This window comes from Geobacillus thermocatenulatus, from assembly GCF_002217655.1.
Taxonomy (GTDB): Bacteria; Bacillota; Bacilli; order Bacillales; family Anoxybacillaceae; genus Geobacillus; species Geobacillus thermocatenulatus.
In genome coordinates, this window is the sequence record NZ_NEWK01000002.1 from 442,783 (window position 1) to 462,902 (window position 20,120).

General features: G+C 53.3%; 15 protein-coding genes. 5 read left to right on the forward strand and 10 right to left on the reverse strand.

Annotation, left to right across the window (positions count from 1 at the left end; translation table 11 throughout):
• Positions 1-16: 16 nt before the first annotated feature.
• From B9L19_RS11140 to B9L19_RS11155, 3 genes are all read right to left on the reverse strand, one after another.
• Positions 17-757 carry a CAP domain-containing protein gene (locus B9L19_RS11140; protein WP_047753245.1) on the reverse strand — a complete coding sequence of 247 codons (741 nt, stop codon included), beginning with the start codon at positions 755-757 and terminating at the stop codon, positions 17-19.
• A gap of 752 nt (positions 758-1,509) precedes the next feature.
• On the reverse strand, positions 1,510-2,259 hold the full coding sequence (locus tag B9L19_RS11150) for an SIS domain-containing protein (RefSeq protein WP_025951260.1): 750 nt from the start codon (positions 2,257-2,259) through the stop codon (positions 1,510-1,512).
• 146 nt (positions 2,260-2,405) lie between these two features.
• Entirely contained in the window at positions 2,406-3,842 is a 1,437-nt protein-coding gene (locus B9L19_RS11155; protein ID WP_025951261.1) for an NAD-dependent malic enzyme, read from the reverse strand.
• Positions 3,843-4,144: 302 nt separating this feature from the next.
• On the opposite strand from B9L19_RS11155, the gene B9L19_RS11160 reads away from it, so the two are divergent.
• Positions 4,145-4,399, forward strand: coding sequence for an EamA family transporter (locus B9L19_RS11160; RefSeq protein ID WP_025951262.1), 255 nt, complete (start codon positions 4,145-4,147; stop codon positions 4,397-4,399).
• A gap of 184 nt (positions 4,400-4,583) precedes the next feature.
• Here the strand turns inward: B9L19_RS11160 and B9L19_RS11165 are convergent, their stop codons facing one another.
• Positions 4,584-5,135, reverse strand: coding sequence for a DJ-1/PfpI family protein (locus B9L19_RS11165; protein ID WP_023634140.1), 552 nt, complete (start codon positions 5,133-5,135; stop codon positions 4,584-4,586).
• Between the two features lie 146 nt (positions 5,136-5,281).
• Between B9L19_RS11165 and B9L19_RS11170 the strand changes: the two genes are divergently transcribed.
• Both B9L19_RS11170 and B9L19_RS11175 read left to right on the forward strand, forming a co-directional pair.
• Complete coding sequence (locus B9L19_RS11170; RefSeq protein WP_047753246.1) at positions 5,282-6,010, forward strand: NAD-dependent deacylase; 729 nt, start codon at positions 5,282-5,284, stop codon at positions 6,008-6,010.
• Entirely contained in the window at positions 6,007-6,879 is an 873-nt protein-coding gene (locus B9L19_RS11175; protein ID WP_047753247.1) for a fructosamine kinase family protein, read from the forward strand. Before B9L19_RS11170 ends, B9L19_RS11175 begins: the two co-directional genes overlap by 4 nt.
• Before the next feature lie 26 nt (positions 6,880-6,905).
• Here the strand turns inward: B9L19_RS11175 and B9L19_RS11180 are convergent, their stop codons facing one another.
• The 5 genes from B9L19_RS11180 to gltB form a co-directional block, all read right to left on the reverse strand.
• Positions 6,906-8,999, reverse strand: a complete 2,094-nt coding sequence (locus B9L19_RS11180) for a GDYXXLXY domain-containing protein (RefSeq protein ID WP_089113939.1) — start codon at positions 8,997-8,999, stop codon at positions 6,906-6,908.
• Positions 9,000-9,150: 151 nt separating this feature from the next.
• Positions 9,151-9,939: a coiled-coil domain-containing protein gene (locus tag B9L19_RS11185; protein ID WP_089113940.1), complete on the reverse strand. Its 789-nt coding sequence runs from the start codon at positions 9,937-9,939 to the stop codon at positions 9,151-9,153.
• Positions 9,940-10,119: 180 nt separating this feature from the next.
• The gene (locus tag B9L19_RS11190; RefSeq protein ID WP_033024398.1) at positions 10,120-10,731 is read right to left on the reverse strand and encodes a phosphatase PAP2 family protein; all 612 of its coding nucleotides are present in this window, start codon (positions 10,729-10,731) and stop codon (positions 10,120-10,122) included.
• Positions 10,732-10,810: 79 nt separating this feature from the next.
• Entirely contained in the window at positions 10,811-12,295 is a 1,485-nt protein-coding gene (locus B9L19_RS11195) for a glutamate synthase subunit beta (protein ID WP_089113941.1), read from the reverse strand.
• A gap of 135 nt (positions 12,296-12,430) precedes the next feature.
• On the reverse strand, positions 12,431-16,990 hold the full coding sequence (gltB, locus tag B9L19_RS11200; RefSeq protein WP_047753251.1) for a glutamate synthase large subunit: 4,560 nt from the start codon (positions 16,988-16,990) through the stop codon (positions 12,431-12,433).
• A gap of 125 nt (positions 16,991-17,115) precedes the next feature.
• Here gltB and gltC point away from each other — a divergent pair, with 125 nt between their 5' ends.
• Positions 17,116-18,027 (forward strand): glutamate biosynthesis transcriptional regulator GltC, encoded by a 912-nt coding sequence (gene gltC / locus B9L19_RS11205; RefSeq protein ID WP_015374618.1) that lies wholly within the window; start codon positions 17,116-17,118, stop codon positions 18,025-18,027.
• Between the two features lie 199 nt (positions 18,028-18,226).
• On the opposite strand, the gene B9L19_RS11210 is transcribed toward gltC, so the two are convergent.
• A complete protein-coding gene (locus B9L19_RS11210) occupies positions 18,227-19,213 on the reverse strand; it encodes an NADPH:quinone oxidoreductase family protein (protein ID WP_047753252.1) in 987 nt (328 codons plus the stop codon).
• 193 nt (positions 19,214-19,406) lie between these two features.
• Here B9L19_RS11210 and B9L19_RS11215 point away from each other — a divergent pair, with 193 nt between their 5' ends.
• Positions 19,407-19,994, forward strand: coding sequence for a Uma2 family endonuclease (locus B9L19_RS11215; protein WP_047753253.1), 588 nt, complete (start codon positions 19,407-19,409; stop codon positions 19,992-19,994).
• The last annotated feature ends 126 nt before the right edge of the window (positions 19,995-20,120 follow it).

A 20,120-nucleotide genomic window follows, 5' to 3' on the forward strand; every position in this document is an offset into this window, starting at 1 on the left:
GCATTTCGTTTGTCTCTTACTTGCGGATGAATTGCTGCGTCCAAATATATCCATTTTCTTCAAAACCAACGCCGATATGCGTAAAGTTTTTGTTCAAAATGTTTGCCCGATGGCCTTCACTGTTCATCCACGCATTGACCACTTCTTGCGGGGTGCGTTGGCCTTTGGCAATGTTTTCCCCAGCAGCCGTGTACGAGATGCCGAATTTTTTCATCATCTCAAATGGAGAACCGTACGTCGGGCTGTTGTGCGAGAAATAGTTGTGAACCGCCATATCGCGCGATTTTTCGCGGGCGACTTTGCTGAGGGCCAAGTCCACTTGAAGCGGCGGCAAGCCGTATTTCGCCCGCTCTTTATTCGTCAGCTCCACGACTTGTTGCTCATAGGCGTTTAAGCCAGTTGCTTTTTGCGGCGCTGCTGTTGGGGCCGTCGCTGGCGTTTTCGCCGGTGCTTGCGTATTCACAGCCGGTTTCGTCGCTGGCTGTTTGACCGTTGCCGGGGCTTGCGGTTTCGCTGCCGCCGGTTGTTTTGCCGCTGGTTGCTGCACTGCCGGTTTTGCCGATTGGAACGAAACAAACGGGAAGTATTGTTTCAACCATTTCTCAAAATCTTGAATGTTTGTGCTTACATATTTTACTTGATACGCGTTCGCTGTCGGGCACGTCGTCCCTGCTGCTTCCGTTTTCGTTGTCGCGGCAAATGAAACGCCGACGAGCGCGACCGAAGCGGCGATGGTTGCTAACGTTTTTTTCTTCATCGGAATTCCTCCTTGTATCCTCTATTTGAAAGTTTCAGAGATATTGCGTCCGTCAATCATGCCTACACGATGAGATTCGAAGAGGAACGATTTCGTTGTTCCCTTGCCTTCGCCCTCATTATAACACGGGTTTTTTGTAATATTTTTGGGCTAAAATGGAAAAACACGCAGTCTGGCAACACCCGGAAAACAAAGCGCTAGTTTTCATTGCCAGTTCGCTTCCCATCACGGCAGCTGCAACGATTGGAAGCAGCATCCTTTCACTAATTGCCGTTCCTTTTTCCCCTCTATTATTCTAGCCACCCACATTTTTCTAGGAAAAAGGGAGTTGACAGCCTCTTTTTTGAACCATTTCATTTAACATTGTTACAGCTGTGTTACAAAACAGATGATCATGTTTCTCCTGTTGTTTCAAACAGAAAAAGCCGGGGTTGCAAGCCCCAGCTTTGATGACCATTTTATTCTTTATCAACGACAAGCACGGTTTGCACTTCGTTCGGCTTGACTTGAACAGTAAATCGTTGTTGTGCATCCATGGCCAACGGCGCAAGTGGTGTTTCATTTAAGGTGGTGTGCCTCGCGGTGCTCCATCATATAGTCAACAATTTGGTCGTCCGTGTCGTTCAGCTTATCGGCATACAGCCGCACCCGTTCATCAAAACGCATCGGTCTCCATCTCCCACCGTCTCATCGTTTGCTACTATTTTAGCAAGAACGGATGGCGGTTGGCTATAGAGCGCCTCCTCGTATTGTTACGGCTGATGCCCCTCGACCAACACGGGAATGCGTGCTTTATATTTCTCCACCCATCGGCGGTTATGTTCGTCCGCCCCCTCGATGTTGCCGCTTAAAAAGACAGGCGGCTCAACTCCGTTTTCCGCCATAAGGGCAATGGCTTCCGAAAAAACCGCATTTAAAATCGCGCTGCCGATCACGGTCGAAGTAGGGGCAAATGGAACAGAAACGTTTGGGTGGGCTAAAATCGCATCACCTTTCACGGAGTGGTTGTCAATCACAAGATCGACGACCTCATACAGCAACCGGCCGCTCTTATGCCGCGAGGGCTGGCTTTTGGAATATTCCAAGGACGTCACCGCAATGGTATAAGCGCCTTTTGCTTTCGCCGCCAGCGCCACATCAATGGGAACCGGATTGCGCCCCGATGTGGACAACACAAAAAATACGTCTTCAGGACGGATATCCTCATGATCGATAAAATGTTGTGCGAAATCATTCATTCTCTCCAACATGGACGACCGCATCGCTCCTTCGTGAAGCATGAGCGGCTCGACAAAGATCGGCTTCACCGGGACAAGTCCGCCCGCGCGGTAAAACACTTCCTCTGCTAAAATATGAGAATGGCCGCATCCGAATAGCTGAATGATTCCGCCGTTTTGAATCGCTTCGCTTATGGCGTGAGCGGCTTTTTTTAGATTGTCCTTTTCATGGTTTAAAACGAGTTCTAGACGTTCGTTGATTTTTTGGAAATATTGGTCGATCATCGGCCCTTCGCCCCTTAAGCGCTTGATTTCCTATTCCTAAACTAGGTTTAGCCCGCCGCATCCACGGTTAGACCCGCTCCTGCAGCCAAAAAAAACGGCTTCCCCTATAAAGGAAGCCGTCCGTCGGTTCCATCGCATTCCTTGCTTTACTGCCCTGTATATCCGCCAACCGGGATATTGTCCTTCCGCGCCACCCCAGTGCGGTAAGCCGCTTCGACGACCGCTTGTCTGACGCGTTCGACGACTTTGCTGTTGAAGACGCTCGGGATGATGTATGTTTCGTTCAATTCATCCTCCGTCACGACAGAGGCAATCGCCTTCGCGGCAGCGAGCTTCATTTCCTCGTTAATTTCTCTCGCCCGGCAGTCAAGCGCCCCGCGGAAAATGCCCGGGAAGCAAAGGACGTTGTTGATTTGGTTCGGATAGTCGGAACGCCCGGTCGCCATGACGCGCACGTACGGTTCGGCCAGCTCCGGATCAATTTCCGGAATCGGGTTGGCCATCGCAAACACGATCGGATCGCGCGCCATTTTTTTCACATCTTCCACTTTTAAAATGCCCGGAGCCGAAACGCCGATAAATACATCTGCGCCGGCGATGACATCGGACAAGCTTCCTTTCAGATTATCCGGGTTCGTGAGTTGCGCATACTCTTGCCAGTACGGATTTTCGTACGTTTCATCGCGGTGGATGGCGCCATGGCGGTCGACCCCGATAATGTTGCGCACGCCGGCCGCAAGCAAAATTTTCGTGCAGGCGATGCCGGCCGCACCGATGCCGGTTAAGACGACTTTAATGTCTTCGAGCTTTTTGTCAACGATTTTCAGCGCGTTAAGCAGTCCCGCCAAGAGCACGACCGCCGTGCCATGCTGGTCATCATGAAACACGGGAATATCCAGCTCTTCTTTCAGCCGCTTTTCAATTTCAAAACAACGTGGGGCGGAAATGTCCTCCAGGTTAATGCCGCCAAACGCCGGGGCGATCGCTTTCACAATTTGAATGATTTCTTCCGTGTCTTTCGTATCCAAACAAATCGGGAACGCGTCCACTCCGGCAAATTCCTTAAACAGCATCGCTTTCCCTTCCATGACTGGCATCGCCGCGTACGGACCGATGTCGCCAAGCCCAAGCACCGCCGTGCCGTCCGAGACAACGGCGACCGTATTCCGTTTAATCGTCAGCGAATACGCCTTGCGCGGATCTTCGGCAATCGCCGTGCAGACGCGCGCCACGCCCGGCGTGTACACCCGCGACAAGTCGTCGCGTGTTTTCACTGGGATTTTTGAATTTGTTTCAATTTTCCCCCCGATGTGCATCAAAAACGTGCGGTCGGAAACGTTCACAATTTTGACGCCGCGAATTTTTTTCAGCGCCTCAATGATCAAGTCGCACTGCTTCGTATCGAGGGCGCTGACGGTAATATCGCGCACCGTGTGAACTTTGCTTGACGAAATGACGTCAATCCCGACAATGTCCCCGCCCGCTTTGCCAATCGCGGCGGCGATATCGCTGAATGAGACGATATCTTTTTCGAACTGGAGACGAATCGTAATGTTCATGGCTGCCCCGCCTGGTAATGCCATAACCAATCGTCCTTCCTTTTCTCTATTTTTGTTTAAATCAGTAAATCATCTTACGGTACAAATGTTATCCTATGAACCGGAAAAAGACAACCCTTATTGTACATGCCCCTTTCTGCAGACGCACGCACCTTTCCGCCGAACGCGAAACGGCATGCGTCTTGAGCGGCCGCATCATTCTTCCCGCCGTTCATGTTCCGCTGTGGGCAAAACAGCAACAGGGGTGGCTGACGGCAGAAAAACAACATGCAAGAAGGAAATCAGAGCAACAATGAAGTAAACGTAAAAGACAGGAGCGAAAAAGAATGAGAGAAAAGCTGTTTCTCGTGCTGGCCAACTTGTTTTGGGCCGGCCATTACGTCATCGGGAAGTCAATCATTGCGGAAACGGGCCCGTTTTGGCTGACGTTGATCCGTTGGTGCGTCGCTTTTATCGTGTTAGCGCCCATATCGTACTGGCTTGAGCGGCCGCGCTACCAAGACATCATACAAGTGACAATCTGTTTCTGTAGGCTGGGCCGCTCGCCCGGCTTCCTTCTGTTGCATCGGCTGGCGGCATGATGGAAAAACGCCCCTCGTTCCCGTCGAAATCGTTTGCTGCCATTACATTAATAAAAAAACGAAGTGAACCAGCACACTGTCACCGTTTTTCACCATCCAACCAGACACGAACGTTGCCGCTCACATCATGTTCTTTTCACAAAAAGCGGTTTTCCCCGTTTGGAGGAAAACCGCTTCGGTTCCGCTATTGAAGCAAGCGGAGAAATTCACGCATAAACGCCGGCAAATCCGGCCACGCATGGGCGGAGACAAGGTTGCCGTCAACGTGGACTGTATGGTCAGACACATACGTTGCTCCGAGCGCTTCGACACCGGGTTTGCAAGCAATATACGCTGTCAAGCTGCGTCCTTTCAACAAATCCGGCATCGTTTCAAAAATGAGAGAGGCGTGGCAAATCGCGGCGATCGGCTTATTCGCCTCAAAGAAATGGCGAACGATGCGTTGCACGTTCTCATCAAGGCGAATGTACTCCGGAGCGCGCCCACCCGGAATGACCAATCCGTCGTATTGCGCCGGATCGACTTCGGCGAACGACGCATGGGCGTCGATCAAATATCCTTGCTTTTCCACGTACGTATCCCAGTCGGCAAAATCGTGAACGACCGTATGCAGTTTCTTTTTCTTCGGCGCGGCAATCGTCGCTTCATAACCTTCTTCAAGCAAGCGGTAATACGGATAGTATACTTCAAGCGCCTCAACAGCATCACCCGTAATGATCAGCACTTTTTTGCTCATGGATTCCCGCCTCCTTGTCCATTTTTTTCTTTCATTTCTATCATACTGGAAATGAGTGAAAAGGAAAAGTAAAATGATTGGTGGAAAGAGATGAAGCAGCGGAAATGAGAGTCGCTATGGTTGCGACAGTTAAGGAGGGAAACGAAATGACCATCACCTCATGGCTGGCCGCCTCGCGCCGAACTGTCGTGCTCACAGGCGCCGGCATGTCAACGGAAAGCGGGCTGCCCGATTTCCGTTCGCCGCGCACCGGGCTGTGGGCGCGTTTCAATCCGAGTGAACTCGCCACCATCGATGCATTGCATCATCGCCGTGAATCGTTCGTCGAGTTTTACCAATATCGCATTCGCACGCTGCAACAGTGCCAGCCGCACGACGGACACCGCTTGTTGGCCGATTGGGAACGGCGCGGGATCGTGCAGACGATTGTAACGCAAAATGTCGATGGCTTTCATCAAGAAGCGGGAAGCCGACGCGTCATTGAACTTCACGGCTCGCTCCGCACCGTCCATTGTCAGCGGTGCGGGCAAGCAAAGCCAAGCTTTGTCTATTTGCACGGTGTGTTGACGTGCGAATGCGGCGGAGTTTTGCGCCCGTCGGTTGTGTTGTTTGGCGAGCCATTGCCGGAGAAAGCCATCACGGAAGCATGGGAGGCTGCCCAACAGGCTGATCTATTCCTCGTGCTTGGCTCCTCCCTGCAAGTGTCGCCGGCCAACCAGCTGCCGTTTGTCGCCAAACGAAACGGTGCGAAGCTTGTCATCATCAATTGGGAGCCGACTGACTTGGACGATCTCGCCGACGCTGTCATTCACGGCCGGAAAATCGGCCAAGTGCTGACCGAGCTCAATGAGCAATTGGCGGAGGTGGATCCATGACCAAAGAAACGATGTTGCAAATGGCGCTCGAATCGATCGGCGATCACTCCCGCATCCGCCATTGGCGCCGCGTCTCAGGCGGGGACATCAATGACGCCTATCGCGTCCAAAGCGGCAAGCAAACGTACTTTATCAAAATGCAGCACTTCCCGCCGGCCGATTTTTTCGCCGCTGAACAAACGGGATTGGAGCTGATCCGACAAACGGGCGCCATCCGTGTTCCGCGCGTCTTTGGCTCTGGTGAAGCGAACGGCTGGGGCTGGCTCGTCTTGGAATGGGTCGAAGGAACGGAAACGGCGCAGACGGCCGAACAGCTCGGACACGGCCTTGCCCGCCTCCATCAATGCCGCGGCCCGGCGTTTGGCCTTGACCGCGATACGTACATCGGGACGCTGCCGCAGCGCAACGGCTGGTACGGCCGCTGGCCCGACTATTACCGCGACGCCCGCCTTAGACCACAAATGACGCGGGCGGCGGAGAGAGGCCTCCTGCCCGCCAAGCGGCACAAACGTCTCGAATGGCTGCTCGAGCGGCTTGACCAATGGCTTCCGGATGACTGTTTCCCGTCGCTGTTGCACGGCGATTTATGGAGCGGCAACTGGATTCCGGGGCCAGACGGAGTGCCGTATTTGATCGATCCGTCTGTTTTATATGGCCATCATGAGTTTGAGATCGCGTTTACCGAGCTGTTTGGCGGCTTTCCGCTCCGGTTTTATGAAAGCTATCGCGAGCTTATGCCGCTCTCGGCTGATTATCATGACCGAAAACCACTCTACCAGCTGTTTTACTTGCTCGTTCATCTCAATTTATTCGGCGAAATATACGGCAACGCGGTCGACCGCGTGTTAGAACGGTATGCTGGGGAGTAGTTTCTCCTGCTTTCCCCGCGCCATCTTTATTCAGCACGGATCGCTTCGAGCAGCGCATCCCCGCTTTCGCTCACGCGCACATAGGCAAACCGAACATTCTCTTGCCGTGTCATCCCCGTTTTTTCCGGAATGAAATACGATTCAATGCCATACACGACTTGCGGGCCGTGGAACGTGCCGGTGATGATCACATCCCCAGGCTGCGGCGTGTATCCCGGCCTTTTGTTTCCATTCACCATATATACGCCAGCCAAACGATGCACCCCATCCGCTCCTTTTCGCAGCCCAACTTGCACCCGTCCGCTTCCATCAAGCGACGGAATGGTGGAAATATCGTACCGAAGCTGAATATAATCCCCTTGCAGCATGGAACGCGGATCCACCGGCTCAAGTTCCAACTTTACGACATCACCATATCGCAGCAATCGCTCTTTTTGCCACACGGTATAACCTAAAAATGAAAATTGAGCGATCACGACTATGAGCGTCCACAATGAAACGCGCCGCCCCCAGCGCACTCCCTTAGCCCATGTGAAGCCATTCCGTTTCTCGAGCCACAATGTCCATGCAAGCAACGCCACGCCTGCCGCCAGCAAGCTGATCGATTTATGAAGCAAATTCCAGGCGAACTCGTAATATTTCAGCACGAGATAAAGCGCCGTGTACACCCAAGCGGTCTTCCGCTCCAGTTGCCGACCGCGGAAAAGAAAGAAGGCAAGCGCCAAGACCATGACGATATTCAACGCCACGTACAGTCCATCAGCCGCAAATACATCGGCGCTCGTCGCGATCCCAAGCGCTCCGAACGCCAAGACAAGCGGAGTGAGAAACGGCGTTCCGCGAAAGCGGCCATACGCATACAACCCGCCGTTGACCAAAGCCAAGGTGAGCAACACCGTCCGGCCGTCATCCATCGCCGAACTTAAGGCGATCCCGAAATAGACCGTCAGCGCCGCCGTCGTCAACCGGCGCACTCCGCTGTCTGATGCCCGGATGACGCCAATCGCAAGCCCAATGGCATAGAGGAACAGAGCCAGCCGCGAGACCTCCCCCGCCATCGCCACCCCGAGCCCATAACCAACAGCCAGCAGAGTATAACGAACGACCGCATTCCAATGCCGGCCCAATGAGGCGGGAACGACAAATCCAAAGATGGAAATGAAAAAGAGCATGTAAGGCGACCATGACTCTGTCCAAAGAAAATACAAGCCAAGCAGACTTTGTATGGCCAACGCGGAAGCCGCAAGTGTGACAATCGCCTGAAACGCCGCCAAAAACCATTTCCCGGCTTTCGTCTTTGCTGAAAACAGCCCCGTGCGCCGCAATAACACAACGCCCCCGTACAACACGGCAACAGCCGCCACGAGCCCAATGAGAAGCAACCATGTTCCATAATGATCAGCGAGCAAGCGAATGTATTGAATGAACAAAAACAGTCCAGCAAACAAACTCGTCAACAACACATACAACCGCTGCTTGGCGATGACAAGAAAATAATAAAGCAACACAGCGAGCAACACGGCATACACGTATGGCCACCATGCGTCGCGCCCATAGGAAAACCCGGTTATGTCCATCACAAGCAGCCAACCTTGCATGGCTAGGTAAACCAAGCAAGCGATGAGCGGTGTCCGAACGAAAATAAAAAGAACACCGTTTATGATCACGAATAACGACAGCACGCCAAACGAAGACCATTCCGTCCACTCAATCCGATAAGCGGACGGAAAATAATAAAACCAGCACGCAAGCTGCAGCAGCCCAATCGCGATCACGGAAAGCACCCGTTCTTTTGTCAACAGCGCCAACAAAGCGGTTGGCGCAAGCCAGACAAGAAACAGCCAATAACTGTCCGCATGCGAGTTGTAAATTTGGCCGAGCAGCGCCAACGCAATGCCAAATGACAACACTCCGCTGATCAACATCCAACGCCCTAAGAAACGACGGCGGCCCCAAAGCGCCGCGCTTGCGATGTAAAACGCCGCCATCATGCCGATGCTGATTCCGACTTTCACCTCTCGCCCCATCTCCGGCCAATTGGCGGCAAAAAAATACACCATCCCGGCAATCATGCACAAAAACGCCAACGCATACCCCGTTTTCACGACGCGGACCGCCATATCGCTTCCTCCCCTTGTGGCTCGAATCTTTCTCTCTATAAAATATGCTGAAAAAGCTGTCTAGAAGACCAGTGAAAACACGCCTTATTCCATCGTATTTTCCTAGCTGCCACTGGCCTTTTAGATTTTTTGCTTGTTGCAGTGAAGGACACTATGGTTGGAGACAATTTTTTAAGTGGAAAATTTCCATATCATGCTCTGCCACTTTTCTCATCAAATAATCGATAGATGCTTGCTTGGTAGAGAACTCGCGCGAAGCCAGATCAAGAGCGGCCTGATGCTTATGAAGCATGTTCTCGATGTGGCGAAAATGGCTCCGCATTTCTGTTGTGAGATTGTCAACTTTTTCTTCGACCCGTTCAACTTTCGCTTCAAGCCGTCGCTGTCCTTCTTTCAATGTTTGCACATCGCCTTTGACCGCATCCATGTCGGCTTTCAATGTTTGGACGTCGCCTTTGACCATATCCATGTCGGCTTTCAATGTTTGGACGTCGCCTTTGACCATATCCATGTCGGCTTTCAATGTTTGGACGTCGCCTTTGACCGCGTTCATATCCGCTTTTAATGTGCGCACATCCTCCTCAACCCGGTAAAGCCGCTGCTCCAAGCGGGCTTGTCCCTCCTGTAACAACTGCACTTCATCTTCCAAACGCGCCTGCCCTTCCTTGAGCGCTTGCACCTCGCCTTCGAGGCGTGCTTGCCCTTCTTTGAGTGCCTGCACTTCGCCTTCGAGGCGCACCTGCCCTTCTTTGAGTGCCTGCACTTCGCCTTCGAGGCGTGCTTGCCCTTCTTTGAGTGCCTGCACTTCGCCTTCCAGCCGCGCCTGCCCTTCTTGAAGCGCTCGGACATTTCCTTCAATCCGATCGAGCCGCACGTGGATGGGATTGAGCTTTTGGTCAAGCAGTTCGGCCATCATTTGCACGAGTTCGGCTTGGCTCATCGTTTCTCACCTCCTTTCTCCCATTGTACCATTGTCCCACACAACGTCATAGTATAGAAAAAGAGATTTTCTTCTCCTTTTCAACAAGATCAGACGCCAGATCAAGCCGATGAATCGGCTTGATCATCAAATAAACACGGAGCAAAAACCATTTTTTGATTACACCCCAAACTTATCAAGCTACAAACGACCGCCTCGATGAGTCCACATCCGATAAAGAGCAAGGCAGACCGCCAAGTAAGCACCTCCAAGCCCAAATCCTCCCAGCACATCAGACGGATAATGCACTTGCAAGCTTAACCGACTTAAGCCGGTTAAGAGCGCCAGCGCCGCAAACACGCCGTAAATGGCCGCCCTTTCTCCACGCTTGGCGCGCGTTTGCGCCAAAAAGTACGCCAACAGCAACAAGTAAATCGTCCCGATCATCGCGTGACCGCTTGGAAAACTAAATCCGCCGATTTCAGCATGAGGCGGTCGAGCCCGGCCGATGGCATGTTTCAGCCACTCATTGATGCCATATCCTCCGCCGACTGCGATCACAACCAACACCATTCCGTAGACATCGCGGCGGAAAAACCATAAACCAATGACAAACATAATGCTGATGATGCCAATCGTCCTTCCATTGCCAAGAAACGTAAACGGGTCAAGCCACTTCCAATGATCGAACAGACGCAGCCCTTCTTCATCCATTCTCTCCGTCCATCCAGAGGCCACGCCTGTCCAAACAAGCAAAAAAAGGCCAAGACTCATGGCCGCAGTGATCCATAATCGTCGATTCATGTTGAGCATCACTCTCCTCCTTATATCTTCTTTTCCAGAAAAACAAAAAATCCTCCTTAAAAAGCGGTGCTTTTTAAGGAGGAGGGGATCACCACGGCAGCTTCGTCTCTCCCATCAGGAACCGGTCGACTTCACGAGCCACCCCGCGGCCTTCGTGGATGGCCCAGACAATTAAGCTTTGGCCGCGGCGGGCGTCGCCGGCGGCAAACACGCCCTCGATGTTTGTTGTATATTTGCCGTAAGGGGCTTTCACTTTATTGTTCACTGTTTCCACGCCAAACTGCTTCAACACCGGCTGCTCCGGACCTTCAAAGCCGATGGCGATAAATACCAAATCGCACGGCCATACTTGTTCCGTCCCCGGAATTTCTTTAAAGATCGCTTGGCCGTTTTCATCGATGATTTTTTCCATTTGAATCGTATGCAGTTCTTTCACGCGGCCGTATTCATCGCCAACGATTTTTTTCGTCTGGATGCAATATTGGCGCGGGTCGGCGCCGAATTTCGCTTTTGCTTCTTCGTACGCGTAGTCGAGCGTAAAGACGAGCGGATATTGCGGCCACGGGTTGTGGTCCGGGCGCTTGTGTGGCAACGCTGGGTGTTTGCCGAACTGGACAACGCTTTTGCAGCCTTGGCGCAGCGCGGTCGCCACGCAGTCGGCGCCCGTATCGCCGCCGCCAATCACGATGACATGTTTATCTTTGGCATCGATGGACTGACCGTCGGCAAAGTTCGAATCTAATAAGCTTTTCGTGACACCGGTTAAATAATCCATCGCAAAGTGAACGCCTTTAAGTTCCCTTCCTTCAATGGTTAAGTCACGTTGCTTTTGCGCACCGATGCACAAGACGACGGCGTCGTACTGAGCACGCAGTTCGTCAGCCGTAATATCTTTGCCGACTTCGGTGTTCGTAATAAACGTGATGCCTTCCTCTTCGAGCAGGCGCACCCGCCGCTCGACCACTTCTTTTTCCAGTTTCATATTCGGAATCCCGTACATCAACAAGCCGCCGATGCGATCCGCCCGCTCGTATACCGTCACCGAATGGCCAGCTTGGTTAAGTTGGTCGGCACAGGCGAGCCCAGCCGGGCCAGAGCCGACGATGGCCACTTTTTTCCCTGTTCGCGTTTTCGGAATGCGCGGTTTCACCCATCCTTCGGCAAACCCTTTATCAATAATAGCCCGTTCAATGCCTTTAATCGCCACCGCTGGGTCGGAAATCGCCACCGTGCACGACCCCTCGCACGGCGCCGGGCAGACGCGGCCGGTGAATTCTGGGAAGTTGTTCGTTTTCAGCAAACGATCAAGCGCTTCTTTCCAGCGGCCTCGGTACACCAAATCGTTCCATTCTGGGATCAAGTTGTGCACCGGACACCCCGAAGTCAGGCCGTTTAGCTCCAATCCCATATGACAAAACGGCGTGCCGCAGTCCATACAGCGGGCGCCTTGGCGGGCCAGCACGTCTTCGGAAAATGGCTGCGTGTATTCTTTCCAATCATCAAGACGGGAAAGCGGATCGCGCTTTTTCTCTTCCTCACGTGCATATTCCATAAATCCTGTTGCTTTTCCCACGATGGTTCCCCTCCTTCTTTCCGTACACATCCTCTCTTCTCTCATGCGGCCTTCCCGCCTGTTGGCCGTTTAAAAAGCGGGCCCCGCGAAGCCGCGGAGCCGAAGCGGCTTCGCGGCCAATCGCAAGCCACAGCGTTACTTCGCCACCGCTTGCAGCTGATGGACGCCGCCGACAGCCGCTTTTTTCTGTTTTGCCACTGTTTCAAACGCCGCCATGACGGCTTCTTCGTGCGAAAGTCCGGACTGTTCGAGCGTTTCGATCGTCTCGATCATCAGTTTATAGTTGCGCGGAATGACTTTGACGAAGCGGCGGACGTAAGCGTCCCATTCTTCGAGCACCAACGCGGCCCGCGGGCTTCCTGTATAGCGGTAATGGTTTTCGATCATCCGGCGCACTTCCAAAATTTCGGCTTCATCTGCAAGCGGTTCAAACGAAACGAGCTCGCCGTTGGCTGTTTCCCTCCAGCTGTCTTCATCGGCAAGAACGTAAGCGATCCCACCGGACATGCCGGCGGCGAAGTTTTTGCCAACCGAACCGAGAATGACGACGCGGCCGCCGGTCATATATTCGCAGCCATGGTCGCCGACTCCCTCAACAACGGCATAGACGCCGCTGTTGCGGACGCAGAACCGCTCCCCAGCGCGGCCGCGAATGTACGCTTCGCCGCTTGTAGCCCCGTAAAACGCCACGTTGCCAATGATCACGTTGTCAGCCGCGGCAAACGGCGCCTCATGCGGCGGACGGACGATCACTTTGCCGCCGGAAAGCCCTTTGCCGACGTAATCATTCGCGTCGCCGACGAGCTCAAGCGTCATCCCTTTCGGCACAAATGCTGCAAAGCTTTGCCCAGCCGATCCGGTGAAATGGAGGCGGATCGTATCATCCGGCAGCCCTTCCTCGCCGTAGCGCTTCGAGATTTCGCTTCCTGTCATCGCCCCGACCGTGCGGTGGACGTTGCGGATGGCGAGGTGAAGTTCGACCGGCTCCTGCCGCTCGAGCGCTGGCTGCACCGCCGGCAAAATTTCCGTATAGTCGAGCGTCTCTTCCATTCGATGGTTTTGCCCTTTGCTGCCTGTGCGCGGGCCATCGACTTGATACAAGAGGCGGGACAAGTCAAGATGTTTCGCTTTCCAATGCGCTTTCGCCCGTTCGCTCACTTTTAAGACGTCAACGCGGCCGACCATTTCGTCGATCGTGCGGAATCCGAGTTCCGCCATCATTTCCCGCACTTCCTGAGCGACGAAATACATGAAATTGACGACATGGTCCGGCTCGCCGGTAAATTTCTTGCGCAGCTCCGGATTTTGCGTCGCCACGCCGACCGGACACGTATCCAAATGACAGACGCGCATCATGACACAGCCTAAGACGACAAGCGGAGCCGTCGCAAACCCAAACTCTTCAGCGCCGAACAAAGCGGCCATGACAACATCGCGTCCTGTCATCAATTTTCCGTCCGTTTCCAAGACGACGCGGTCTCGCAAACCATTCAACATGAGCGTCTGATGCGTTTCCGCCAATCCGAGCTCCCACGGCAAGCCGGCATGCTTGATGCTCGTTTTGGGCGACGCCCCCGTGCCGCCGTCATAGCCGCTAATGACGATGACATCGGCGTTCCCTTTCGCCACGCCAGCCGCGATTGTGCCGACGCCGGCCTTGGCGACGAGCTTGACGCTGATGCGCGCATCTTTGTTGGCGTTTTTCAAATCATAAATGAGTTGGGCCAAATCTTCAATCGAGTAAATGTCATGGTGCGGCGGCGGGGAAATGAGCTCGACTCCCGGCGTTGAGCCGCGCACTTTGCCGACCCACGGATACACTTTATTGGCCGGAAGCTGGCCGCCTTCGCCTGGTTTTGCTCCTTGGGCCATTTTGATTTGCAATTCATCGGCATTGACCAAATAATGGCTTTTTACGCCAAAACGTCCGGACGCGACTTGTTTAATCGCGCTGCGGCGCCAGTCGCCGTTTTCGTCTTTCACGTAGCGGGCTGGATCTTCGCCGCCCTCACCGCTGTTGCTTTTTCCGCCGATTCGGTTCATGGCGATCGCCAGCGCCTCATGCGCCTCTTGGCTGATCGAGCCGAACGACATCGCGCCGGTTTTAAAGCGGCGGACGATCGATTCAACCGGCTCGACTTCGTCAATCGGCACCGGAGGGCGCTTCGAATCGAAGTCGAACAAGTTGCGCAAAAACGTCAACTGTTCTTCATTCGCCAGTTTGGAATATTGTTTATACAAATTGTAGTCGTTTTTCCGGCACGCCCACTGCAGCAAATGGATCGTCTTTGGGTTGAACGCGTGATGTTCGCCGTTGCGCCGCCATTGCAGCTCGCTGCCCGCATCGAGCACATCGTCTTCATGCCGCGCTCCAAAAGCGGCTTCGTGGCGCATTTTCGCTTCTTTCGCAATTTCCGCAAGCCCGATGCCGCCGATTTGCGACGCCGTGCCGGTGAAGTATTCCTCAATGACATCGTCGCCGATGCCGACCGCTTCAAAAATTTGCGCGCCGCGGTAGCTTTGCACCGTCGAAATGCCCATTTTCGACATCACTTTGACGACGCCGTCAACAGCCGCCTTGATGTATGTTTTCGCCGCTTCCCGGTACGACAAGGCGATCGTGCCGTTTTCTGACGCCTGGCGGATCGTCTCGAGCGCCAAATATGGGTTGATGGCATCGGCCCCGTAGCCGATGAGCGCCGCAAAATGATGCACTTCACGTGCTTCGCCGCTTTCGACCAGCAGGCTGACGTTCGTGCGCATCCCGTTGCGGACGAGGTGTTGATGAAGCCCGCTTACCGCCAGCAACACCGGAATCGCCACATGCGTTTCATCAACGCCGCGGTCGGACAACACGAGAAGCGCCGCGCCGTTTGCAATGGCTTCATCCGCTTTGGCAAACAGCTCATCAAGCGCCGTTTTCAAATCGGCGGTAAACAAGGTCGGCAACACCGCGCACGCAAATTCCGGGTGTGGATTCGCTTTTAACGCCGCCAGTTCTTCGTTCGTCAACAACGGCGTCTCAAGGCGAATGCGCCGCGCCGCTTTGGCGTCCGGATGCAAAATGTTCCCTTCTTTGCCGAGCAGCGTCATCGTTGACGTGACGACATATTCGCGGATGGCGTCAATCGGCGGATTTGTCACTTGGGCGAACAGCTGCTTGAAGTAGTTGAACAAGCTTTGCGGCCGCTCGGACAGCACGGCAAGCGGCGCATCCATGCCCATCGCCCCCGTCGGATCTTTCCCCTCCGTCGCCATCGGCAAAATCGTTTTTTCCACATCTTCAAACGTGTAGCCGAACGCTTTTTGCAGCTTGACAAGCTGCTTCGGCGCTTCGACGTCCTCCGGAATTTCCAGATCGCCAAGCGTGATCATTTGCTCGTTGATCCATTGGCGATATGGCTTTTCATGAGCCATTTCTTCCTTGATTTCCTGGTCGGAGATGATGCGCCCTTGCTCGAGGTCAACCAACAGCATTTTCCCCGGGCTCAGCCGCTCTTTATATAAAATGTTGTTCGGGTCAACATCGATGACGCCGACTTCGGATGAGAAAATAATGTAGTCGTCTTTGGTGACGTAATAGCGGGCCGGACGCAAACCGTTTCGGTCCAAAATGGCGCCGATTTGCTTGCCGTCGGTGAACGAAATCGCCGTCGGTCCGTCCCACGGCTCCATGAGACAGCTGTGGTACTCGTAAAACGCCTTTTTCGCCCCGTCCATCTGCTCATCCCAAAACCACGGTTCCGGAATGAGCATCATGGCGACATGAGCCGGCTTCCGGCCAGCGAGAACGAAAAATTCAAACGCATTGTCCAAAATCGACGAGTCGCTGCCGTTTGTATCCAAAATCGGCACGACTTTTTCCAAATCCGCGCCGAACGCTTCGGACACAAATTGTTTCTCGCGCGCCGCCATCCAGTTGACGTTGCCGCGCAGCGTGTTGATCTCGCCGTTATGGATCAAGTAGCGGTTCGGATGGGCCCGCTCCCAGCTCGGAAACGTGTTCGTGCTGAAGCGCGAGTGCACGAGAGCAAACGCCGAATGGAACCGTTCATCTTGCAAATCCAAATAAAACGCATCGATTTGTTCCGGCGTCAAAAGCCCTTTATACACGATCGTCCGGCTCGAGAAGCTCGCTACATAGCACTCGTTGTGTTCCACACATTTTTCGAATTGTTTGCGGATCACATACAGCTTCCGTTCAAACGCCAACTCATCAGCCACGTCATCACTTGCCGCGACAAATACTTGACGGATGAAGGGCTTGCTTTGCCGCGCCAGTTTGCCAAGCTTGTCGTTGTCAACCGGCACGGTCCGCCAACCGAGCAGGCGCTGCCCCTCTTTCGCAACGATTTCATTGAATTTCGCTTCGTAATACGCCCGCTTCTCTTCCTGTTCCGGCAAAAAGAACATTCCGACCCCGTAGCGCCCTTTTTCCGGCAAGTTCATCCCACCGCACACCGTTTGAAAGTATTCGTGCGGAATTTGCGTCATAATGCCCGCGCCATCACCTGTTTCCGGATCGCTTCCTTGTCCGCCGCGGTGTTCAAGCTGGCGAAGCATATGGAGCGCTTTTTCGATAATGTCATGTGACGGTTTTCCTTTCAAATGAGCATAAAACCCGATCCCGCATGCATCATGTTCAAATTCCGGGCGATACAGCCCTTGTGCTTCCGGTAATCCGTAGTGTTTCATGCTGCCTTCCCCTCCCGTTCCGAATTGTCTGTAATATTCATTGTAGTTTTCAAAATTAATATAAACAATATATAATTTAGATAAAATCCATCTCTTTTTGCGATCAATCAAAAGGAGGGAGAAAAATGGAGCTGCGGCAACTGCAATATTTCGTGGAAGTCGCCCGGCGCGAACACGTCTCCGAAGCCGCCGACGCCCTCCATGTCGCGCAGTCGGCGATCAGCCGGCAAATTGCCAACCTCGAAGCGGAGCTTGGCGTGCAGCTGTTTGAACGGGAAGGGCGAAACGTGAAGCTCACCCCGATCGGCCGCCATTTTTTGCCGCACGCCGAAGCGGTGTTAAAGGCGGTCGAGGATGCAAAGCAACAAATCGAAGAGTATTTGGACCCGGAACGCGGAACGATTAAAATCGGGTTTCCGACAAGCCTGGCAAGCCACATGATGCCGATGGTCATCTCCGCCTTTAAAGCGGAGCACCCAAACGTCTCGTTCCATCTCCGCCAAGGGTCGTACTATTATTTAATCGAAGCGGTGAAAAAACGGGAGATCGACCTTGCCTTTCTCGGACCGATTCCGGTTCGTGAAATCGGCATTAAAGGAGAAATTTTGTTTTCCGAACCGTTTGCCGCCCTCCTGCCGAACAGCCATCCGCTCGCCCGCCGCGACCGGATCGTATTGAACGAACTGCGCCATGATCCATTTGTAACGTTTCCAAAAGGATACATTTTGCATCAAATCGTCATTGACGCTTGCCACCAAGCCGGATTCTCGCCCAACATTTCATCGGAAGGCGAAGATCTCGATGCCATTAAAGGGCTTGTCTCCGCTGGCATCGGCGTGACCCTCCTGCCGGAAAGCGCCTTGTCGGAAAGCCTTCTTCGCTACGCCGCCAAAGTGCCGATCGAGATGCCGCAAGTAAAGCGCAACGTCGGCATTATCATTTCCGACCACCACGAACTCGCTCCGTCGGTGAAAGTGTTTTACCGGTTTGTGAAAGACTTTTTCGCGGAGCTCGAGCGGTATCAATTGCGGGGGTGAACGCTCCTCCGCCTACGCTCACGTCGAAAAATGGGTTCGAGATCACAAAAAAAAGACGCAGGTGCTTCCCCCTGCGTCTTTCCTTTCTTCTTCTGCACACTTCCCCTTTCCGTCGCCTTCACTCATCAAGGATCATTCAAAAAGAAGATGTGGAGAGCACCAAGTTCGGACGCTGCTTCCGTTCGATTGCGTCCGAACGTCATCCTAACCGCACGACCGTCCGGCCGCGCAGCTCGCCGCGCAAAATGCGCTCAAGCGCTTGCGGCAATTCAGCGAGCGAAATTTCTTGAACAATCCCCTCCAAATCCGGCTTTAAGTCGCCAGCGAGCCGCTCCCAAATGCGCAAACGCAAATCCATTGGACAATAGACGGAATCAACGCCAAGCAAGCTGACGCCGCGCAAAATGAATGGATGGACGGTTGTCGGCACCTCGACGCCGCCTGTCAACCCACTCACCGCCACCGCTCCGCCGTAGCGGATGCGGCTTAACACCGTCGCCAGCGTCCGGCCGCCGACCGGGTCGACCGCCGCGGCCCAGCGCTGCTTATCAAGCGGACGAATGCGTTCAGCCGTGACGTCTTCGCGCGTCAACACTTCCTTGGCGCCGAGGGCGCGCAAATAGTCGTGCTCCGCCGTTTTGCCTGTGCTCGCTTCCACCGTATAGCCGCGCTTCGATAGCATCGACACGGCCAGACTCCCGACGCCGCCCGTCGCCCCCGTGACAAGCACCGGCCCGTGCTCCGGCGTCAACCCCTGCTCCTCAAGACGATGAATGGACAATGCCGCGGTGAACCCAGCTGTGCCGATCGCCATCGCTTCTTTCAACGTCAACCCTTTTGGCAGCGGCACGAGCCAATCGCCGTGCAGGCGAGCATATTCACTGTAGCCCCCGAAATGCGTCACACCGATTTCATAACCGGTCGCGATCACCTCGTCCCCTTCGCGGAAGCGCGGATGTTGCGACGAAACAACCACCCCGGCCAAATCAATTCCCGGCACGAACGGATACGTTTTCACAATTTTGCCGTCCGGAATGGACGCTAATCCATCTTTGTAGTTGACGCTTGAATAATGGACGCGGACAACGACGTCTCCTTCCGGCAAATCATCCATGGATATCGTCTGCACACCGGCGGTAAATTCTGTTTCGGTTTTGTTGACGACAAACGCTTGAAATGCGGACATCCTTCCTCTCCCTTTCTTCATGCATTCTTCTCTCATGTCATTCGACAACCAAACGCCAGATTCCTTTCTGAACCAAGAAAACCCTCGCTTCCGGTTGTGAGCGTAGGCGGGTGATGAATAAATGTCTCATGAAAGTCCTTCCTACACTTCCTTGACTTCTTTATGTTAAACTGTAAACAAACATATCTTTAAGATGAAAGAAGGTGAAACAGTGGGCAATACCCCTGACTTGAACAAAATTTACACGTACGCTGACTGGAAAACATGGGAAGGCCGCTGGGAACTGATAAATGGAAAAGCCTATAATATGACACCTGCTCCATCTTCGGAACATCAATTTGCAGTCGGAGAATTGTATTTTGCTTTGCGCCATTTTTTCCAAAACCAACGTTGTTACGTCTTTATGGCGCCATTTGATGTATTCCTTAGCAAAAATGAAACGTATGAAACCCCTGATGACATTGTCCAACCCGATATTGCCGTGATTTGCAATAAAAAACAGATTGTCAAAAAAGGGTGTTACGGGGCGCCTGCGCTAGTTGTTGAAGTCTTGTCACCTTCAACCGCTTTAAAAGATTACAACGAAAAATTTTATACTTACCAACACTATGGCATTGCGGAATATTGGATCGTCGATACGGCTAACAAAATGGTTCATGTATACCATTTGCACGAAGGGGCCTATCAACGGCATGCCACATACGGGCAACAAGACACGCTGCATTCCGCACAATTTAAGGACTTAGCTATTCCACTAACGTATGTATTGGAATGGAGTTAAAACGGTTCTGACCATTCAGTGTTCATGATCGATCTTTCGTCAAACGCACAGGAATCGATGATCCAGCAGCCTGCCCTAAGGCAGGTGTCTAAGAATCTCCCATCTCGAAGCCGGGAGAACGTCCAA